Genomic DNA, 19,174 nt, shown 5'->3' with positions numbered 1-19,174 from the left:
CAGAGCTTTCCCGCGTCGGGAATGCCGTTGATTGGATCGGAAAACCGAACCGCACGTCGGGCAATGATGTAACAAGTGCCTCTTCAGTGACGCCGGAGGTTGGATACCCCGGCAGAGACCAAAAAAGCCCTCTTACGTCGTTGCTTTAAGCCGTCCGGATCATGCTGCCCCGCCCCTTGGCGGATTGTCTGGCAGCGGCCCCTTAAGAGATGTCTGGTGAAACATCCCATGAACGACCACGGGCACGTGCGAATTTGGGCGAGGCGTATATGACCCCGTTCGCCGTTCGATGCAAGCGGAAAAAGGCGCGGCGGCACAGATTTTCCGAAGAAAGACCCGGAGCACATCGGACGAAGCCCGTCTGCGGCAACTTCAACCGCCCGCAACCGCAAATTTTGTGCTGCATCCGGCATCCCCGCTGCCCTATTGTGCAGCCATGCCCGGCCTGAGGAGGACACCATGCCCGCACTCACCCCAGACGTATGCGACTTCAACCGGCCCGCGCCGGATTTCACCCTGCCCGCCACCGACGGCAGGACCTGCACCCTCAACGATGTGACGGGGGAAAACGGACTGCTGATCATGTTCATCTGCAATCATTGCCCCTACGTTCTGGCGGTGATCGACAAGATCGTGCGCGACGCAACGGACCTGAAGGCCCTCGGCGTCGGCGTTGCGGCCATCTGCTCGAACGATCCCGTCGCCTATCCGGCGGACAATTTCGACAACATGCGCAAGATGGCGGAAGAGCGCGCTTTCCCGTTTCCCTATCTGCATGATGCCGACCAGAGCGTCGCCAGAGCCTATGGCGCCGTATGCACCCCCGACTTCTTCGGCTTCAACCGCGATCTCGGCCTGCAGTATCGTGGCCGTCTGGATGCGACCCGCGTCAACAGGCAGGCCCCCGACTTGCGCCGGGACCTATTCGAAGCGATGAAACAGGTCGCCGAAACCGGCGAAGGCCCGGCCGAGCAGATCCCGTCCATGGGCTGCTCCATCAAATGGAAGTCAGTGTGATGAAGATCGGCAAACTCGACCACGTCAACCTGCGCACGACGCGGCTTGAGGAAATGATTTCCTGGTACGCGGATGTGCTTGGCATGAGCGCCGGCCCCCGGCCCGACTTTCCCTTTCCCGGCGCCTGGCTCTACGCCGGCGACGAGGCGGTGGTCCATCTTGTCGGCATCGAGGGCACCGACGCGGTCGGGTCCGAGGAGAAACTCAAGCTGGAGCATTTCGCCTTCACCGCTTCCGGCGCGCAGGACTTTGAAGCCCGGCTGAAAGCGCGCGGCGAAACCTTCCGCCGTACCGTCCAGACCGGCACGGGCATTATCGCCTTCAACATCTGGGATCCGGACGGCAACCACATTCACGTGGATTTTCCGCCGGAGGAATAAATCATCGCATTTGCGCCTGAAAACGGCTGACGGAAACGATCCCGGGGCGGCTCCAGAGGCGGGAAAGAGACAATCTCAAGCGAGGTTGCAAACCCTCCCTCTGTCTCAGAAGGTTTCGTAACGGATCCTGCTGTCGGGCACGCCCTCGGCCTCCAGTTCCGCTTTCACCTTGGCCAGAAAGGCTGCGGGACCGCACAGGAGATACCGGGCATCCCGCCTGCCCGCGAGAGCCGTCAGAAAGCCGCCGGAGATATGCCCACGGGTATCGAAGTCCCGGCCCGGCACGTCCTCATCCAGCGGCCGGCTGAGGAATATGTGCATCCGCATGTTGTCCCTGCCGCCGACCAGCCCGGCGACTTCCCTGCGGAACGGGAGATGTGCGCCGTCGCGCGCGCCATGGACGAACCAGACCGGTCGCGGAACATCCTCGCGCGCAACCGCATGCAGGATACTCAGCATCGGCGTGATACCGATGCCTGCGCTGACCAGCACCAGCGGCTCCGGCCCATCCGGCAGCACGAAATCCCCTGCCGGGGTCCGGCTTTCCACGATGGCGCCGATGTCCAGCCCGTCATGCAGAAAAGCCGATGCCAGCCCGCCGGGTTCACGCTTGACGGAAATCCGGTAGCGCGGATCGGCAGGCGCTCCGGACAGGGAATAGGTTCTTTGAACCTTGCCGCCCCTGCCCGCGATGTTCAATTCGACCGGCAGGTGCTGCCCGGCCCTGAATGCCGGCAGCGGACCATGATCCCGCGCCTCGAAAACGAAGGACGTCACGTCGGCGGTCTCGCGGGTCTTTTCGACCAGCCGCAGGGACCGGACGGACGCCGCATCCTGCTGCCAGCGCAGGCGCAGGGCCGAGGCCAGTTCGACCACCTCCCCGATCTCGAAGGTGACAATCTGCTGGGCGCCCGCAAACTGCCGCAGCTCTTCAGGAGACCGCGAGATCCCGGCCCGGCCGGTAAGCTGCAACAGGCTGCCGGTGGAAAAATCCACGAACAACAGTCCGGCGCGCGGGTCGATCGCGACGTTGCCCAGCGTGTTGTAGAACCTGTTGCCGGCGTAATCCGGGAACCGGATTGTCCTGTCGTCGGCAACATCGACAAAACCGCGCTCACCGCCGCGATGGGACACATCCATGCCATAGGCCGGATTGACGCCCGCGCCGCGAAAACCGCTGGCGATGAAGAATGTATCGGCGCGTCCGATCCAGGACATCTGCGCGACGGTAAGCTCACGTGTCCGGGCCACGGCAGCTACAGGCTCCGCCGGTCCCCGCCACCAGGTCCGCTCGCGGATATATTGCGGACAATTGCCGAAGGACTGGTCGATTGCGACCGTGAACGCCCCCGCACGCGCCGACCGGACGCGGCCGTTCGCCCGGTTCCGGCGCCGGGTGGCCAGCTCGATACCGAGAATGCCGATGTCGGCATTCCCGGTGAAGGCTCCTTCGAGAGCATCGCCGCTGACAGGACCGCTCCGGATATCAAGGAGCGTATCCTCTGGCGAGGATACGAAACCGTCCTCTCCTTCCAGCAGCGTAGCCCATGGGCGCCCCGCTGCATCCCGCGCCGAGACGACCAGGAAGGGCAGACCGGCAAAGAACCTCCGGTGCTGATCCGGCATGTAACTCCGAATCGCCTTGCCGGCCCAGTCCTCGACACCGCGCGCACCCATCCGATGCTGAAGGATCTGCTCGCCTTCATGGAACGGCCAGGCAGGCACGGCCTCCTCGCGGTGGATCTCGGTCATGGCTGAATCTCCGATGGTGCGGCTGCAGGAGAGAATCTCCGAAGAGGCAGGAGGCCGGTCAGGCGGTCAGACCGGCCTTTGTCGCCGGCATGGGCGAAAATCCCGGCAGGGCTTCGACACGCTTCAGAAACGCACGGATATTCGGATAGGGCTCCAGGGAGACATTCCCTTCCGGGGCATGGGCGGTGTAGCTGTAGATGGCAACATCGGCGATCGTCGCGCAGTTGCCGACCAGCCAGTCCCGCCCCTTCAGATGACCTTCCAGCAGATCGAAGGCGTAGGTTGCGGTCGCGATGGCCCGTTCCGCATCGAGCTGCGCTCCGAAAACCGTCACCAGACGCGCGGCGGCCGGGCCGTTGGCAATCTCGTTGGCGGCCAGCGACAGGAATCGCTGGATATGTGCTTCCGCCAGAGCATCGCCCGGCAGCCAGTCCGGGGCATATTTGCGCGCCAGATAGACCAGGATGGCATTTGAATCGGCGATCACCACATCTCCATCCTCGATTACCGGCACCTTGCCGGCGGGATTGAGTGACAGGAACGGCTCCGCCTTGTGCTCCCCCGCGGCCAGATCGACAAGGACAAGCTCGTGATCAAGACCTGCGAGCCCGGCGAAAAGCTCCACCCGATGGCAGTGACCGGAGAGCGGAAAGCTGTGAATGCGAATGGCTTGGGACATGGGTATTTCCTCATGAAACAGGATACTCCGGCGGTGCCGGATCACATGGTCCTGCCCGCCACCCCCAATATGCCCATGGATCAACCCAAAGATAATATTCCGGATTATTCAATGATTATGTACATTGCGAGGATAAACACCCGAACGTCACTGCGCAGAGGCACCAATGGACAGGATAGAAACAATGCGGGCGTTCATGGCTGTCGCCCAGGAAAATTCCTTTACCGCTGCCGGCAGACGGCTCGGCCTGTCGACCAAGCTGGTGAGCAAATATGTCCAGCACCTGGAAGAGGACCTGCGGACCCGGCTTTTCAACCGCACCACCCGCAGCGTCTCACTCACGGATGTCGGCTCCGCCTATCTGCAGCGCTGCCGACCCATTCTGGAGCAACTGGATGAACTGGAGTCCCTGGTGCGCGAGCGCCAGGATGCCCTGGCAGGACCGATCCGGCTCACGGCGCCGACCGGCTTCGGCAGCACCCGGTTGCCGAAGGCTCTTCTGCCGTTTCTGAAACGGCATCCCGATGTCGAACTGGACATGACGCTCACCGACAGCCGGGTCGCGCTCGTCGAGGAGGGGTTCGACCTTGCCATCCGCATCGGCTCCCTGCGGGATTCGACCCTGGTCGCCCGCAAGCTCGTGGACATGCCGCTGGTCCTGTGTGCCTCTCCGGACTACCTGGACGCCCATGGCCGCCCGACAGATCCGAAGGCGCTCCGCGATCATGTCTGCCTCGTCGACAACAATCAGGTCGAGGTCAATATCTGGCGTCTGCGTGCCGGAGGGCGCGAACATGTCGTGCGGCTGAACGGTAGCGTTCAGGCAAACGCTCCGGGCGCTCTGGCCCGCCTTGCGGAAGGCGGTCTCGGCATCACCATGGCTCCGCTTTATGCGGTGGAGACGGCGCTCCAGACCGGCAGGCTGGAACGGGTGCTCCCGGAGCACGAAGCCGATGTCTTCGGCGTCTATGCGCTTTACCCGCCCAATCGTCACCTGACCCGCAGGGTCCGGGCGCTGATCGATCATCTGGCGGGAGAATTCGGCAAGTAACACCCCAAAGAAAAAGGGAGCCGCGGGCACGGCTCCCTTTTCGTTTCTCCGCCTGTGGGGGATGTGTGAGCGCGGAGAAACTATTCCGGAGTGGGGATCCGGAATTCCTTGCGTCAGCCGCGCTGGCGCTTGCCGTGGCCCTGGCCCTTGCCTTTTCCGCCATGCTTGCCGCCCTTGAAGTCGGCTTTGGTGATGACGCCGTCCTTGTTGCGGTCGGCACGCTCCATCATCTTGTCCAGGCGTTTGCCATGCTCCTCGGCGGAGATGCCAAGGCTGCCATCAGCGTCCGCGCGCTGGAACATGTCCACGACACGGTTCTCGTTGACGGTCAGCCACAGCGGCGCGAACTGCTCCAGGGTGAAGGACCCCTTGCCGTCCGTGTCGGCCAGGGCGAAGAGCTCGGCGCGTCTGGCGTCGAAATCCTCGCGGCTAACGGCGCCGTCACCATCAGTGTCGAACAGGGCGAGGAACATCTGGCCCGGACCGCCGCGACCGTGCTGGGGTCCACGCGGACCGCCACGTTCGTCGTGACCGCGGGCTTCAGCTCTCTGAGCGTTCCGGCCGTCCTTGCCGTCCTTGCCGTCCTTGCCGCCCTTGCCGTCCGGTCCCTTGCGCTCCGCGCGTTTCTGCTCATCCGCAGGACCGCGCTTGCCGCGCTGCATACGCTCGGCGGTGCCGTTTCCGTCCCGGTCCATCATCTTGAAGAGACGGTTGGCGACAACATCGGTTTCCTCCTGGGTAACCGTTCCGTCACCATCCCGGTCCAGGAACTGGAACGCCCGGACCATCCGGTCATTGGTGCGGGTCAGGAATTCGGCCTTGAATTCCTCCAGGCTGATGTCGCCGCTGCCGTCCGTGTCCGCCGACTGGAATTGACTCGTCTGCACTTCGACGATTTCCGCTTCCGTGATCACGCCATCCTTGTCAGCGTCGAAACGCTCGAAGATGCGCTCCCCGTGCCGGCCGCCACGCTTGCCCATATGACCGCCGCCACGTTTGCCCATATGGGCAAAGCGTTCCCCGGCGGTCTGTTGAATCTGTTTGCCCCCGTCCCCATCTGCAGGTCCGCTTTGTGCCGAAGCTGACAGGCCTGCGGTCAACGCGGTACCCGCAACACTCGCGGCCAGAACGGCGATTGCAATTTTCCTGAACGGTTTCATTCCAACAACTCCTTGGTTCGTTGATGAGCTGAAGGTAGGTGGCAATTGTCGCAGAAATACCCTTCAACAGGACTGGAAGTGTCGCCAACTGTCCCGCAGGGTCGTTCCGACACACTTTGTTACAAGTTCCCCGGGCACGATAGGACACAGGCTACTATTTTAGCCGTAGAAACAAGCCGGTCTGCCGCACAGCAAACCCTATGCAACAGTGCGATGCGCCAGGTCCCGCCGCCTTGCGACAATGTCATGCAAGGGCGGACCGGTAATTCCCGAAGTGCTGGAGCCTCTCGCCTGCACTTCCCCGATCACGGACGAGAGGCTCTGGAATGGAGACGACAGTGAGCGACCCGAGCCCGCATATCCTGGTGGTGGACGACCATCGCGACATTCGCGAAACACTGGCCCGCTATCTTGTAAAGAATGGCCTGCGCGCCACGACTGCTGAAAATGCCGCGCACGCCCGCAAGATCCTCAAGGCAGCTTCGATAGATCTGGTCGTGCTTGATATCATGATGCCGGGCGAGGACGGCCTGTCCCTGTGCCGTCACCTGGTGGAAACCGGTGCCATACCGGTGATCCTGCTCACAGCCATGGCTGATGACACCGATCGGGTGATCGGTCTTGAGATCGGCGCGGACGATTATGTCACCAAACCGTTCAATCCGCGTGAACTGCTCGCCCGCATCCGGGCAGTCCTGCGCCGGACGTCGCTGGCCCCCAAGGAACGGGACCCGATCGAACAGGAACTGCTGTGTTTCGACGGCTGGACCCTCAATATCGCCCGGCGCGAGCTGAAGGATCCCGACGGCACCTCCGTGGCGCTCTCCAGCGGTGAATTCCAGTTGCTGTGCGCCTTTCTGAAACGTCCGAAAATGGTCCTGACCCGCGATCAGCTGCTGGACCTGACCACCGGCCGGACCCCGGCCGTCTTCGACCGGTCCATTGACAACCAGGTTTCGCGCCTGCGCCGGAAAATCGAGATCGACCCGAAGGATCCCCGGATGATCAAGACCGTCTGGGGTGGCGGCTACATGTTCACTTCCGACGTGAAAGACCAGACCGAATGACATTTCCCGCCTCGCTCCGCAGCGCGCTTTTGTATCTGTGGCCCAGGACTCTGGCCTCGCAGCTCGTTGTCCTGCTGCTGACCGCCATTGTCGGCGCCCAGATGCTGAGCATCTGGATTTTCCAGGACGAGCGGCGCATTGCGATGGTCGCCCTGGCCCGGGACAATCTTCTCATGCGGGCGGTGTCCATCGCCGACCTTCTGGAAGACACCCCGCTGGCGTTGCAGGAACGGGTACTGGAGGCTAGCAGCAGCCGCTTCGCGGTTTTCTGGCTGGGCGAGACGCCGCTGGTGCCCGAGCCCGGCGCGTCCAGTGTCGAGCGCAAGCTCCAGAACTTTCTCAATTCCCAGCTCGACCGAGGCAAGACCGCGAATCTCAATCTCCGTGCCGATGAAAAGCGGGGGCCGCGCGATCAGCAATCCGGATCGGACCGTCCGCCGAGCTGGCGCGGGGTACCCAAGCACGAGCGGCCCCGCGACCTGAAGAAGATCATGAACCGGCAGGAGGATCTGGTGTTGTCCATCCCGATGTCGGACGGCCGCTGGTTCAATGTGGCCACCAGCTACCGGCCGCCTCGTGGCGCCCTCTACTCCCTGCTTGTGCAACTTGGCCTGACGGCGCTCGCCTCGGTCGTCATCATCGGCCTGGCGGTGCGCAGGGTCACGCGCCCCCTGAAGGAGCTCGCCGTCTCGGCGGAAAAGCTCGGCCGCGGTGAGAGCCTCGAGCCGCTGCGCCCCAGCGGGCCGCGGGAGGTCCGTGCCCTGACATCGGCCTTCAATGACATGCAGAACCGGATCACCCGGTTTGTCAGCGACCGCACCCGCATGCTGGCGGCCATCAGCCATGACCTGAGAACACCGATCACGTCGCTGCGGCTGCGGGCAGAATTCATCGAGGATGACGAGAACCGGGAGAAGATGATCGAGACCCTGGAGGAAATGGCCCATATGACCGAGGCCACCCTGCGCTTTGCCCGGGACGAAGCCCATGCGGACAAGCCGGAAAATGCGGACGTCGGCGCCATCCTGGAAGCCCTTGCCGCCGATCAGCAGGATCTGGGGCACGACATTTCCGTCGACATCGCGGACAGGATCATACTGTCCTGCCGCCCCGTGGCGCTCAAGCGGGCGCTGCGCAATCTCATCGAAAACGCCATCCGCTACGGCGAAAACGTTTCGCTCAGCGCTGCCGCAAAGGCCGGCGAGGTCGTCATCCGCATTCAGGACCGGGGCCCCGGCATCCCTGAAGACAGGTTGAAGGATGTGTTCGAACCTTTTGTAAGGCTTGAAGAATCCCGCAGCGAGGAAACGGGCGGCATCGGCCTTGGCCTGTCCATTGCCCGTTCCATCATTCATGCCCATGGCGGCACGCTGATGCTGAGAAACCGGCCGGAAGGCGGACTGGAAGCCGAAGTCAGACTGCCGATGTAACGGCAGGAGCCGCAGACCTGCCCGGAGGGTCAGAGTCCGGACGGCACCAGCGTTCCTGAAATCAGGCGGGAGAGCAGCGCAGGCGCCGGCGGAATGCGGCTCACCGGGAAAAGGACATTGTCTCTCAACGCCGGCAACCAGCGACTGTCACTCTGATAGGCCGGCGTGAACATCCCGCTGATCGCCTGGTAGATGCCCACATGCCAGCGACGCGCGCGACCATAGGCGGCAAGCGCCTGGTCGAGTGGCAACGTCTCGAGGGCATTTGCCAGGGCCGCCGCATCCAGGAGCGCCATATTGGCGCCCTGTCCGAGCTGCGGGCTGGCACGATGCGCTGCGTCGCCGATATGGACGATCCGCTCCCTCCAGACCTTTTTGAGCGAACCATGGCTGTAGCACGCCATGGTCATCTGGTCCGGGTCGGTGATCTGATCGAGAAACGGCCCGGCTTCCGGCCAGAGCGACAATGCCTCGTCTTTCCAGTGCCCCAGTCCCCGTCTCAGCCATTCCCCATGGCCATCGGCCCTGAGCGACCAGAAAAACGCCGCCTTCCGTCTGTCGCCACCGGGCATGCGGCCAATGGGCAGCACGCCGATCATCCGGTCGGCGCGGCGATAGCGTTGCGACAGGTGATCGTCCGGCAGAACGCCGGGCACCCAGTCGACGGTTCCCCAGATGGCCCCGAAAGCCCGCGTGCGCGGCTTCAGGGGCGAGAGCACCGAATTGGCGCCGGAGGCGTCGATGACAAGATCGAACCGCTCCGAGACGGTTCCGTCCTCGAATTGCAGCCGTCCCTCGTCATGTCCGCTGATCCTGTGGCCGGTTCGCCAGGTGAGGTTCACACGGCGCGCGCGCTCATGGAGAGCGGAAAACAACGCCGCACGGTGAATGCCCAGGCCTGAGACCGCACCATAGGTCACATCCAGCACCCGGCGCCCGGAGGTTGCCGAATGCCCGAGAATCCGCGCAATCGGCGTCCCATGCGCCATGACCGCCTCCGCGGCGTCTGCGCGCTTCAGCACCTCCAGGCCGACCGGCTGGATCATCAGTCCCGACCCGACCGGTGCCGGTTCGTGAAACTGCTCGAAGACGGAAATCTCGTGACCGAGCCGCGAGATCAGGATGGCGGCGGCCAGTCCGCCGATCCCCGCGCCTGCGATGGCAATTTTCATGGAGTTTGCTCTCCTGGCAACACGGCACCTGTCCTTTGTTCGGAGAGCAACGGATCGGGCATATGCTCAATCCACGTGACGGGGAATCTAGCGTCGCGCCTCGATCCCCCCGGCATAAGTCGCCTCATCGACCGGTTCGAGCCATTCGGTCGCCCTGCCTTCGCGTTCCTCCTGCATCGCCAGATGCACGAGACAGGTATTCGGCCCCGCTCCGTGCCAGTGCTTGACGTCCGGCGGGATCCAGATCACATCGCCGGGGAGGATGGAAAGCTTTTCCTGTCCCCACACATGAATGAACCCCGCGCCATCCAGGACCTGCAGGGTCTGGCCGAACGGATGCGTATGCCAGTTGGTGCGCGCACCGGGTTCGAAAGTCACCTTGAGGGCGCGCAAACTCGCCGGAGCTGGGGCCTGAATCACGGGATCCTGCCAGACCGAGCCGGTGAAATAATCCGGATTCGCCTTTTGCGACGGGCGGGATCCGGCCTCGTAAACGATCAGGACACTCATGGCACCTCCTTGCCCACGGGGGGCGTGACTTGCGATTGCTCTTTCCTGGGCCAGTTGATCAGAATAACCCCGAAAATGGCAAGACAGATTCCGGCAAAGGTTTCCAGCTCCAGTCTTTCCGACAGGAATACCACCCCCAGAAAGACACCGACCCCGGAGCGCAGATAGGCCTGGCTGGCCGTCCCCATCGCCCCCAGCGTCGAAAGCAGGCGGAAGTAGATCAGGAAAGCCAGTGCCGTGCAGGCAAGACCGAGAACAAGGGCGGCGACAACCCCGGTCATGTCCGGCGAAAGCGTCCAGGGGCGCTCTGTCACCAGACTGAACGGCACGAGCACGAGCGCGGAACAGATCAGCGTTCCGGTTGCGGTCACGATCGGCGGCATTCCGGCGAACCGCCTGCCCTGCAATGCCGCGATGCCGTATAGCGCGGCACCGGCCAGCACCGCCAGCTGGGCAACAAGGTTCTGGCCCAGATCCTGCAGCGCGCTGACGCCGACGATCAGGATGATACCGGCAAAACCCAGCAGCACACCGGCAAGCTGCCGCCCGCCCGGTCGCTGCCCGCCGCCAGCCAGCAACCAGGAAAAAACGAACACCCACAGCGGTGAAGTGGAATTGAGGACGCTGGAGACCGCCGTGCCCGCATATTGCTGTCCCCACGCCAGCAGGAGCCAGGGACCTGTGCTGTTGACCATTGACTGTATGAAGAACAGGCGCCAGCTGCGGCCGTCGAGCGGCATCCGAATGCCCCGCACGGCCATGATCGCCAGCAGCGCGGCAGCCGCTGACAGGACCCTGATGGCAATCAGGGTCGCCGGCGGGATGGTCGGCAGCGCCAGGGCAATCCAGAAATAGGACGATCCCCACAAAAGGGCGAGACAGCCCAGCAGGGCAAATTCGAACGACCGGTTTTGCATGGGCGTGGCTTATCCGTTCACGCTGCGGCTGTCGGCCGGGGCCTGATCCCGGTCCTCCATGCCGTAGTCCCGCAGCACCTGGGCCACGCGGAGCCTGTAATCCCGGATGTAGCTGGTCCGCCCCGCCTTCTGCGCATTGCGGTGCTGCGTGAGCTTCCGCCATTCTTCCAGCGCGGCCTCGTCCCGGAAAAAGGAGACCGACAGGAGCTTGTCCGGATCGGTCAGACTCTGGAAACGCTCGACAGACAGGAAGCCGTCGATCTCGTCGACAAGGGATCGCATCGCTGCGGCCATGTCGAGATAGGCCTGCTTTTTCTCCGCATGCGGAATGACTTCGAATATCACGGCTATCATCGACTGCCCTTTTTTCCGGCATGCGGCGCGGACGCCAGTTTCAGGAAGGTCCGGTCTTCCCGCAAGATGAATCTTTCCGATTGCGCGAAGGCGTAGTTTTCCTGCCCCAGCGGATCCGCGGCCAGCCGCGCCCTGTAGGCCTCATAGGCGGCCAGGTTTTCGATGGAGTAGACCCCGTAGGCCAGCGTGGACGAGCCTTCATGCGGGGAAAAATAGCCGATCAGCTCCGCTCCGCAGCGGGGAATCGCCTGCCCCCAGTTGCGGGCATAATGCTCGAAGGCGGCCTTTTTCGCCGGATCTATGTGGTAGCGGATGAAGCAGGTGATCATGACGGTCTTGCCTTTCTGTTGCCGTTGACCTCTCCCGTGTGCCATGGTCAGCGACAGCAATGCTTCGACGAGGATCGAACCATGAAAGACAGCCGACCCACGAAGACCGGAATCCGATGAAGGATGGCCCGGACATCGCCCGCATCGGGTCGCTGATCGGCGATCCCGCCCGCGCCAACATTTTGAGCGCGCTCATGAGCGGCAAGGCGCTGACGGCGACGGAACTTGCCGCCGAGGCCGGAATCACCAGTCAGACCGCCAGTTCTCACCTGAAGAAGCTGATGGACGGCGGACTTCTGACCCAGGCCAGACAGGGCCGGCACCGTTATTTCACCCTCGCCGGCCCGGATGTCGGCACGGTCGTGGAGGCGCTCATGGGGCTTGCCGCGCGAAAGGGGCACCTGCGCACCCGTACCGGTCCGAAGGACCCGGCCATGCGCGCAGCCCGCGTCTGTTACGACCATCTGGCCGGTGATATGGCCGTGCAGATGTTCGACAGTATTCAGACCCGGGGATTTCTTAGGGTATCAGCTGACAGGGGCGGACTCGACCTGACGGCGGACGGCAGACAGTTCGTCTCCGTCCTCGGCATCGACCTGGAGGCTCTCGGCACCAGCCGCCGTCCGCTTTGCCGCGCCTGCCTCGACTGGAGCGAGCGGCGCAATCACCTTGCCGGCAGTCTCGGGGCAGCACTTCTGGAGCGGTTTCGCGACAACGGCTGGCTGAGGCGCGAAGCCGGCAGCAGGGTCGTTACCATTTCTCCCAGGGGCCATGTGGAACTTCACAAGCTGTTTCCGGCCCCTTGAAGGGAAATCACGCCCGACGGACTCGAGAACAACAAAAAACCCGGCCGAGACCGGGTTTTGTCTGAAGGTAAGCAGACGTTCGGGGCATGGAAAACGTCCGACTGAGGGGTCATCTTCTTGTTATTGGGGCCAAGCGGATAAAATCCCTGTCAGGCAGCCTGCTCGGGCGCCTGACGATTGAAGAGCGCCTTGCGGATGCTCTGGTAAAGCCGTGACGGCAACCGGGATTGATGGGCGTTCTTGTAATCCTGACGGTGATGCATCAGGAAAAGTCTTGCTGTGTGCACAGTCATTTTTTCTCCTTCCAGGTGCTTGGAAACTCGGTACAGCCTCTGATGTAGATCAATGTACGCGCACTTTGTGCACTTTTCAAGTGCGCACTATGTGCATTTTGCCGAAAATACGTCTTATTTTGCAGCTACATTTATTTTACTCATGAAAACAAAAGGCCTCCCGTGGAAAACCACGGAAGGCCAAAAAGGTTCCGAACGTCGCCTGTTTTTCTACAAGGGCCTATTCGGCTGCTACCATCCGCGCCGGATCGTAGTTGAGGATAGGCGCCAGCCAGCGTTCCGCATAGGCGAGATCCCAGCCCTTGCGCGCCGCATAGTCTTCCACCTGATCCCGTTCGATCTTGCCGACACCGAAATAATGACTGTCCGCATGGCTGAAATAGAGGCCGGAAACGGACGACCCGGGCAGCATCGCCCGGCTTTCGGTCAACTGGATACCGGTCAGACGTTCCGCGTCGAGCAACTTGAACAGCGTGTCCTTCTCGGTATGGTCCGGCTGGGCCGGATAGCCCGCGGCAGGGCGGATGCCCTGGTATTTCTCGCCGATGATATCCTCCACGGCGAGATTTTCATCCGCCGCATAGCCCCACAGGTCGGTACGCACGATCTGGTGCAGTTTCTCCGCGAAGGCTTCCGCCAGCCGGTCGGCAAGCGCCTGCGAGAGGATCTTGTTGTAGTCATCCCCTTCCCGGGCATAGCGGGCGGCAAGCTCGTCCTCACCATGTCCCGCGGTGACCGCGAAGCCACCGATCCAGTCGTTTATGCCGCTGCCCTGCGGCGCCACGAAATCGCTCAGGGCGACATTGGCCCGCCCGCCGGCGTTCCGCTCCATCTGCTGGCGCAGCGTATGGAACATCGCCAGGGTGTCGGAGCGGCTTTCATCGGTGAACAGGCGGATGTCGTCGCCATCCGCATTGGCGGGCCACAAGGCGGCCACGCCCCTCGCGGTCAGCAGTTTTCCCTCGACGATCTCGTCCAGCATCCGCCGCGCGTCGTCGTAAAGCGCCTTCGCTGCCGGGCCGTAACGATTGTCGGTCAACACCGCCGGATAGCGCCCCTTGATCTCCCATGTCGAGAAGAACGGCGTCCAGTCGATCAGCGGTACAAGCTCTTCCAGCGGAAAGTCCTCGAACACCGTGCTGCCCGGTGTTTTCGGCGCAACGGGAGGCTTGCCCGCGAAGTCGGCCTTGAACGCATTTTCACGGGCAGTGGCAAGCGGGCTGCGCCTCTGCGCCCCCCGCCCGGCGGCGTGTTTTTCGGCGATATCCGCATATTCGACGCGGATATCGGCAAAATAGGGTTCACGCCCTCCCTCGCTCATCAGCTTGGAGACCACACCGACCGCACGTCCGGCATCGGTGACATAGATCGCCTGCCCCCGCTTGTAGTTTGGATGGACCTTCACCGCCGTGTGGATCTTCGACGTCGTGGCACCGCCGATCAGCAGCGGCAGGTCCATGCCTTCCCGCTCAAGCTCGGCCGCCACGTGACACATTTCGTCCAGCGACGGGGTGATCAGGCCGCTGAGCCCGATGATGTCGACCTTTTCCTCGCGCGCGGTTTCCAGGATCTTTGCCGCCGGCACCATCACCCCGAGGTCGATCACCTCGAAATTGTTGCACTGGAGAACGACGCCGACGATGTTCTTGCCGATGTCATGCACATCGCCCTTCACGGTCGCCATCAGAATCTTGCCGTTCGAGGAGTGGCCGGTGATCCCCAGCTCTTCCTTTTCCTTCTCCATGAAGGGCATCAGATAGGCGACGGCCCTCTTCATCACCCGTGCCGATTTGACGACCTGCGGCAGGAACATCTGGCCGGAGCCGAACAGGTCGCCAACCACATTCATGCCGTCCATCAACGGCCCCTCGATCACGTGCAGCGGCCGGTCGAAGGACTGTCGCGCCTCTTCCGTATCCTCTTCCACATAGTCGGCAATGCCGTGCACCAGCGCATGCTCCATGCGCTTGGCAACGTCCCAGGTGCGCCAGGTGAGATCGGCTTCCCGCTTCTGGCCGCCCTCGCCTTTCCAGCGCTCCGCCGCTTCCAGCATGCGGTCCGTGGCATCGTCGCGGCGGTTCAGCACCACGTCTTCGCAAAGCTCGCGCAGTTCCGTGTCGAGATCGTTGTAGACCGCGAGCTGACCGGCATTGACGATGCCCATGTCCATGCCGCGCTGAATGGCGTGATAGAGAAACACCGAATGCATCGCCTCGCGCACGGCTTCATTGCCGCGGAACGAGAAGCTGAGGTTCGACACGCCGCCCGAGACATGCGCATGGGGCAGGTTCTCGCGGATCCAGCCGGTCGCTTCGATAAAGTCGACGCCGTAGTTGTTGTGCTCCTCGATGCCGGTCGCCACGGCGAAGATATTCGGATCGAAGATGATGTCTTCCGGCGGAAAGCCGATTTCTTCCGTCAACAGCTTGTAGGAGCGCGCACAGATCTCGGTCTTGCGCTCGAAACTGTCCGCCTGGCCCTTTTCGTCGAAGGCCATGACCACCACGGCAGCGCCGTAGCGGCGAACGAGTTTCGCCTGCTCGATGAAGGCTTCCTCGCCTTCCTTCATGGAGATGGAGTTCACCACCCCCTTGCCCTGGATACATTTGAGGCCCGCTTCGATGACGCTCCATTTGGAGCTGTCGATCATCACCGGGACCTTGGCGATATCCGGCTCGGCGGCGACCAGGTTGAGGAAGGTGACCATGGCCTCCTCGGAGTCCAGAAGCCCCTCGTCCATGTTGACGTCGATGATCTGGGCACCGTTTTCCACCTGCTGGCGGGCAACCTCCAGTGCGGCGGCGTAATCGTCTTCCTTGATCAGCTTGCGGAAGCGGGCCGAGCCGGTGACGTTGGTCCGCTCGCCCACATTGACGAAATTGGTTTCCTTCGTGACCACGAACGGCTCGAGCCCCGACAGCCGCATGTGGCGCTCGATTTCCGGGATGACGCGCGGAGCCTGGTCCGCGACCGCCTCGGCGATCGCCCGGATATGGGCAGGTGTGGTTCCGCAGCAGCCGCCGACAATGTTCACCAGCCCGGCGGAGGCGAATTCGCCGACCAGTCCGGCCATATGCTCCGGGCTTTCGTCATATTCGCCGAATTCATTGGGCAGGCCCGCATTCGGATAGGCACAGACCAGCGTATCGGCGATCCGGCCCAGTTCATCCACATGGGCGCGCATTTCCTTCGCGCCGAGCGCGCAGTTGAGGCCGATGCTGAGCGGATTGGCGTGGCGAACCGAGTTCCAGAACGCCTCCGGCGTCTGACCGGACAGCGTGCGGCCGGAGAGATCGGTGATCGTACCGGAAATCATCACCGGCAGGGCCTTGCCGGTTTCCTCGAACACCTCTTCTATGGCGAAGAGAGCCGCCTTGGCGTTCAACGTGTCGAAAATGGTTTCCACAAGCAGGATATCGGCGCCACCGGCGATCAGGCCGCGTGCGGCCTGGGCATAGGCGATGCGCAAATCATCAAAACTTACAGCACGGTAGCCCGGGTTGTTCACGTCCGGTGAGATCGATGCCGTGCGGTTGGTCGGGCCGAGGGCACCGGCGACGAACCGCGGCCGGGAAGGATCGCCGGCGGTGACCTGGTCGCAGGCCTCGCGGGCGAGTCTGGCGCTTTCGTAATTCAGCTCATAGGCCAGCTCTTCCATGCCGTAATCGGCCTGCGCGATGGTCGTGGAGGAGAAGGTGTTGGTCTCCACGATATCCGCACCGGCTTCCAGATAGGCCACATGGATTTTGCGGATCGCATCGGGCTGGGTCAGGCTGAGCAGATCGTTGTTGCCCTTGATGTCGCTCGGCCAGTCGGCAAAGCGCTCGCCACGATAGGCCGCCTCGTCCAGCTTCAGAAGCTGGATTTCCGTTCCCATCGCGCCATCCAGCACGAGAATGCGTTTCCTGGCAAGCTCACGGAGGCGCTCAACGGCGTCGGACTTGATCACGGGTATTTCCTTCCAGATAGTCTGGTTTGTCGACTTGGCGCCTTGTTGCTGCTGGCGCCCTTGTATTTCAACGGCCGCGGCGGTTCTGCAAAATCGGCCCCGCGGCTTGTAGGTGTAAAGACGGGTGCTGACTGCATTACCCTGCCCTCCGTCACCGCGACGGGGCCGGGCTTCATGCTGTCAGCTTCCGCATGCCGCAATCCTGTCCGCCCAGTGGCCGCAGCATCGCCTGCCGACCCCAGGGGCACGGCAGACGGGCTGTCATGGGCCGGACGTCAGGCTGCGAGATCCTCCTGCGCGGGTTTCCCCATCCCCAGCATGTGGCATATGGCGTAGGTCAGGTCGGCGCGGTTCATGGTGTAGAAGTGGAAATCGTTGATGCCCCGGTCCACCAGATCCATGACCTGCTCACAGGCAACCGCGACCCCGACCAGCTTGCGGGTTTCCGGATCGTTGGCAAGACCGGCAAAGCGCCGGGCCAGCCACTGCGGGATCGAGGTGCCGCATTTGGCCGAAAACACCATGGTCTGCTCGAAATTGTGGATCGGAACGATCCCCGGGATCACCGGTATGTTGATCCCGGCGGCAGCGATCCTGTCGAGATAGGCATCGAACATGTCATTGTCGAAGAAATACTGGGTGATGATCCGGTCGGCACCCGCATCCACCTTGCGTTTCAGATTGTCGATCTCGCTCTGCCAGCTGCCGCTTTCCGGGTGTTTTTCCGGGTAACCGGACACGGAGACATCGAAATTGGCGATCTTCTTGATGCCGGCGACCAGATCGGAAGCATAGGCATAGCCATGCTCGTGCGGAACATAGCGCGTGCCGATGCCTTCCAGCGGATCGCCACGCAGGGCAACCAGATGACGCACGCCCAGTTCCCAGTAGTCGCGCACAATGGCATCGACCTCGTCCCGCGACGCGCCGACACAGGTCAGATGCGCTGCGGGGTCAAGGTCGGTTTCCTTCAGGATCCGTTCAACCGTCTTGTGGGTGCGCTCCCGCGTGGAGCCGCCCGCGCCATAGGTCACGGAGACGAAAGACGGACGCAGCGGCGCAAGGCGCTGCACGGTCTGCCACAGCGTGTCGGCCATCTTTTCCGATTTGGGAGGGAAAAACTCGAAGGAGGCGGTAATGGGCGACGGCGCGGCCTGATGGGACCGGCGGGAAGACGTATCAGACATTTCAGGCGACCTCTCGGGACGTATCTCGGGCAGGCAGGTCGGTGACAATCCGGCGGTCACGCGCAAGCCAAAGTGTAACGGTAAGGTTGTTTTCTGTTTCGTCGGCCGGAAGCAGGTCGGTGACCTGTTCCAGATCCAGTTCAAGCGCCTCAAGCCAGCGTTCCATCTGGTCACGGGCAAAGCCGAGCCGGCGATGCGCGTGATTTTCGCGCAGGAACTCCAGCTCGTGAGGGGCAAAATCGACAAGCAACAGGCGTCCGCCGGGCCGCAGGGCCCGTGCGGCCTCGCTCAGGGCCCGTGCAGGTTCTTCCAGAAAGTGCAGAACCTGGTGCACCGCGACCACATCGAAGGAACGCGGCGGCACGTTCAGCACATAAACGTCGCCGTGACGCACCTGTGCATTGGTCAGGCCGGCCTTGGCAAGATTGGCTCTGGCAACCGCCAGCATGTCATGCGAGGCATCGATGCCCAGCGCGGATGTATAGAGATCGGAAAAGACCTCCAGCAGCCGGCCGGTTCCGGTGCCCAGATCCAGAAAGGACTGGAACGGCTTGTCGCCGAGGGCGGCCCGCATCGCGCTTTCCACATCGTCTTCGGACACATGCAGCGACCGTTCCCGGTCCCAGGTGAGCGCCCGCGCGGCGAAATAGGCGGCAGCCTCCTCGGCCTTGGCCTTGCGGATCGCCTGAAAGCGCTCCTGATCGGCGGCCAGAACCGGATCCTCCCGTGAGATACGGGCGACAAGCGCCCGAGCAAGTTCACCTTCCGGACCGTCCGCCAGACGGTAGTAGACCCAAGACCCTTCCGGAAACCGCTGGATCAGATCCGCTTCCGCCAGAAGCTTCAGATGCCGGGAAATCCGCGGCTGGCTCTGGCCGAGAATGGCGGTGGCGTCCTTCACCGTCAGCTCGCTTTCCGCCAAAAGGGCAATCAGCCGCAAACGGGTCGCCTCACCGATGGCCCTCAGGGCCGCCAGGGTATCTTCCACGGAAAGGGTCTGCTCTTCGGTCATTCTCTCGGTCACCAATGTCGATATAAAGATATGTTTATATCGACTTGACGAAAGATGCAAGCGATTGAAGAAAAAGCGACACGGGCTGGCGGAAAAGCGTCCGGTTTCT

General features: G+C 62.6%; 18 protein-coding genes. 6 read left to right on the top strand and 12 right to left on the bottom strand.

Features of this window, described 5'->3' with window-relative positions:
• Window positions 1-459: 459 nt before the first annotated feature.
• Both DCO57_RS13825 and DCO57_RS13820 read left to right on the top strand, forming a co-directional pair.
• Complete coding sequence (locus tag DCO57_RS13825; RefSeq protein ID WP_116699499.1) at window positions 460-1,017, top strand: thioredoxin family protein; 558 nt, start codon at window positions 460-462, stop codon at window positions 1,015-1,017.
• Entirely contained in the window at window positions 1,017-1,397 is a 381-nt protein-coding gene (locus DCO57_RS13820; protein WP_116699498.1) for a VOC family protein, read from the top strand. The genes DCO57_RS13825 and DCO57_RS13820 overlap by 1 nt, the downstream gene beginning before the upstream one ends.
• 105 nt (window positions 1,398-1,502) lie before the next feature.
• Here the strand turns inward: DCO57_RS13820 and DCO57_RS13815 are convergent, their stop codons facing one another.
• On the bottom strand, window positions 1,503-3,149 hold the full coding sequence (locus DCO57_RS13815; protein WP_116699497.1) for a pyridoxamine 5'-phosphate oxidase family protein: 1,647 nt from the start codon (window positions 3,147-3,149) through the stop codon (window positions 1,503-1,505).
• 58 nt (window positions 3,150-3,207) lie between these two features.
• The gene (locus DCO57_RS13810) at window positions 3,208-3,816 is read right to left on the bottom strand and encodes a glutathione S-transferase (RefSeq protein ID WP_208977951.1); all 609 of its coding nucleotides are present in this window, start codon (window positions 3,814-3,816) and stop codon (window positions 3,208-3,210) included.
• Between the two features lie 178 nt (window positions 3,817-3,994).
• Between DCO57_RS13810 and DCO57_RS13805 the strand changes: the two genes are divergently transcribed.
• Window positions 3,995-4,879, top strand: a complete 885-nt coding sequence (locus DCO57_RS13805) for a LysR family transcriptional regulator (protein ID WP_116699495.1) — start codon at window positions 3,995-3,997, stop codon at window positions 4,877-4,879.
• 113 nt (window positions 4,880-4,992) lie between these two features.
• On the opposite strand, the gene DCO57_RS13800 is transcribed toward DCO57_RS13805, so the two are convergent.
• A complete protein-coding gene (locus tag DCO57_RS13800) occupies window positions 4,993-6,039 on the bottom strand; it encodes a calcium-binding protein (protein WP_116699494.1) in 1,047 nt (348 codons plus the stop codon).
• Window positions 6,040-6,377: 338 nt separating this feature from the next.
• Here DCO57_RS13800 and DCO57_RS13795 point away from each other — a divergent pair, with 338 nt between their 5' ends.
• Complete coding sequence (locus DCO57_RS13795; protein ID WP_116699493.1) at window positions 6,378-7,106, top strand: response regulator; 729 nt, start codon at window positions 6,378-6,380, stop codon at window positions 7,104-7,106.
• Window positions 7,103-8,536: an ATP-binding protein gene (locus DCO57_RS13790; protein WP_116699492.1), complete on the top strand. Its 1,434-nt coding sequence runs from the start codon at window positions 7,103-7,105 to the stop codon at window positions 8,534-8,536. Before DCO57_RS13795 ends, DCO57_RS13790 begins: the two co-directional genes overlap by 4 nt.
• Before the next feature lie 29 nt (window positions 8,537-8,565).
• On the opposite strand, the gene DCO57_RS13785 is transcribed toward DCO57_RS13790, so the two are convergent.
• From DCO57_RS13785 to DCO57_RS13765, 5 genes are all read right to left on the bottom strand, one after another.
• Complete coding sequence (locus DCO57_RS13785) at window positions 8,566-9,708, bottom strand: NAD(P)/FAD-dependent oxidoreductase (protein ID WP_116699491.1); 1,143 nt, start codon at window positions 9,706-9,708, stop codon at window positions 8,566-8,568.
• A gap of 87 nt (window positions 9,709-9,795) precedes the next feature.
• Window positions 9,796-10,218, bottom strand: coding sequence for a cupin domain-containing protein (locus tag DCO57_RS13780; protein ID WP_116699490.1), 423 nt, complete (start codon window positions 10,216-10,218; stop codon window positions 9,796-9,798).
• A complete protein-coding gene (locus tag DCO57_RS13775; protein ID WP_116699489.1) occupies window positions 10,215-11,135 on the bottom strand; it encodes an EamA family transporter in 921 nt (306 codons plus the stop codon). Before DCO57_RS13775 ends, DCO57_RS13780 begins: the two co-directional genes overlap by 4 nt.
• Window positions 11,136-11,144: 9 nt before the next feature.
• A complete protein-coding gene (locus DCO57_RS13770) occupies window positions 11,145-11,489 on the bottom strand; it encodes an antibiotic biosynthesis monooxygenase (protein ID WP_116699488.1) in 345 nt (114 codons plus the stop codon).
• Window positions 11,486-11,818 (bottom strand): NIPSNAP family protein, encoded by a 333-nt coding sequence (locus DCO57_RS13765; RefSeq protein ID WP_116699487.1) that lies wholly within the window; start codon window positions 11,816-11,818, stop codon window positions 11,486-11,488. Before DCO57_RS13765 ends, DCO57_RS13770 begins: the two co-directional genes overlap by 4 nt.
• A 116-nt stretch (window positions 11,819-11,934) precedes the next feature.
• Between DCO57_RS13765 and DCO57_RS13760 the strand changes: the two genes are divergently transcribed.
• Window positions 11,935-12,624: a winged helix-turn-helix domain-containing protein gene (locus tag DCO57_RS13760; RefSeq protein ID WP_116699486.1), complete on the top strand. Its 690-nt coding sequence runs from the start codon at window positions 11,935-11,937 to the stop codon at window positions 12,622-12,624.
• A 149-nt stretch (window positions 12,625-12,773) separates the two neighbouring features.
• On the opposite strand, the gene DCO57_RS23545 is transcribed toward DCO57_RS13760, so the two are convergent.
• The 4 genes from DCO57_RS23545 to DCO57_RS13745 form a co-directional block, all read right to left on the bottom strand.
• Window positions 12,774-12,917 (bottom strand): hypothetical protein, encoded by a 144-nt coding sequence (locus DCO57_RS23545; RefSeq protein ID WP_165814742.1) that lies wholly within the window; start codon window positions 12,915-12,917, stop codon window positions 12,774-12,776.
• A gap of 220 nt (window positions 12,918-13,137) precedes the next feature.
• Window positions 13,138-16,866 (bottom strand): methionine synthase, encoded by a 3,729-nt coding sequence (gene metH / locus DCO57_RS13755; protein ID WP_116699485.1) that lies wholly within the window; start codon window positions 16,864-16,866, stop codon window positions 13,138-13,140.
• A 275-nt stretch (window positions 16,867-17,141) separates the two neighbouring features.
• Window positions 17,142-18,053: a methylenetetrahydrofolate reductase [NAD(P)H] gene (gene metF, locus DCO57_RS13750; RefSeq protein WP_116699484.1), complete on the bottom strand. Its 912-nt coding sequence runs from the start codon at window positions 18,051-18,053 to the stop codon at window positions 17,142-17,144.
• A gap of 1 nt (window position 18,054) precedes the next feature.
• A complete protein-coding gene (locus DCO57_RS13745) occupies window positions 18,055-19,065 on the bottom strand; it encodes a metalloregulator ArsR/SmtB family transcription factor (RefSeq protein ID WP_116699483.1) in 1,011 nt (336 codons plus the stop codon).
• Between the last annotated feature and the right edge of the window lie 109 nt (window positions 19,066-19,174).

This window comes from Labrenzia sp. 011, from assembly GCF_003075075.1.
Classification (GTDB): domain Bacteria; phylum Pseudomonadota; class Alphaproteobacteria; order Rhizobiales; family Stappiaceae; genus Roseibium.
The sequence above is the reverse complement of the archived record's forward strand: the minus strand, read 5'-3'. Positions and strand labels throughout refer to the sequence as shown.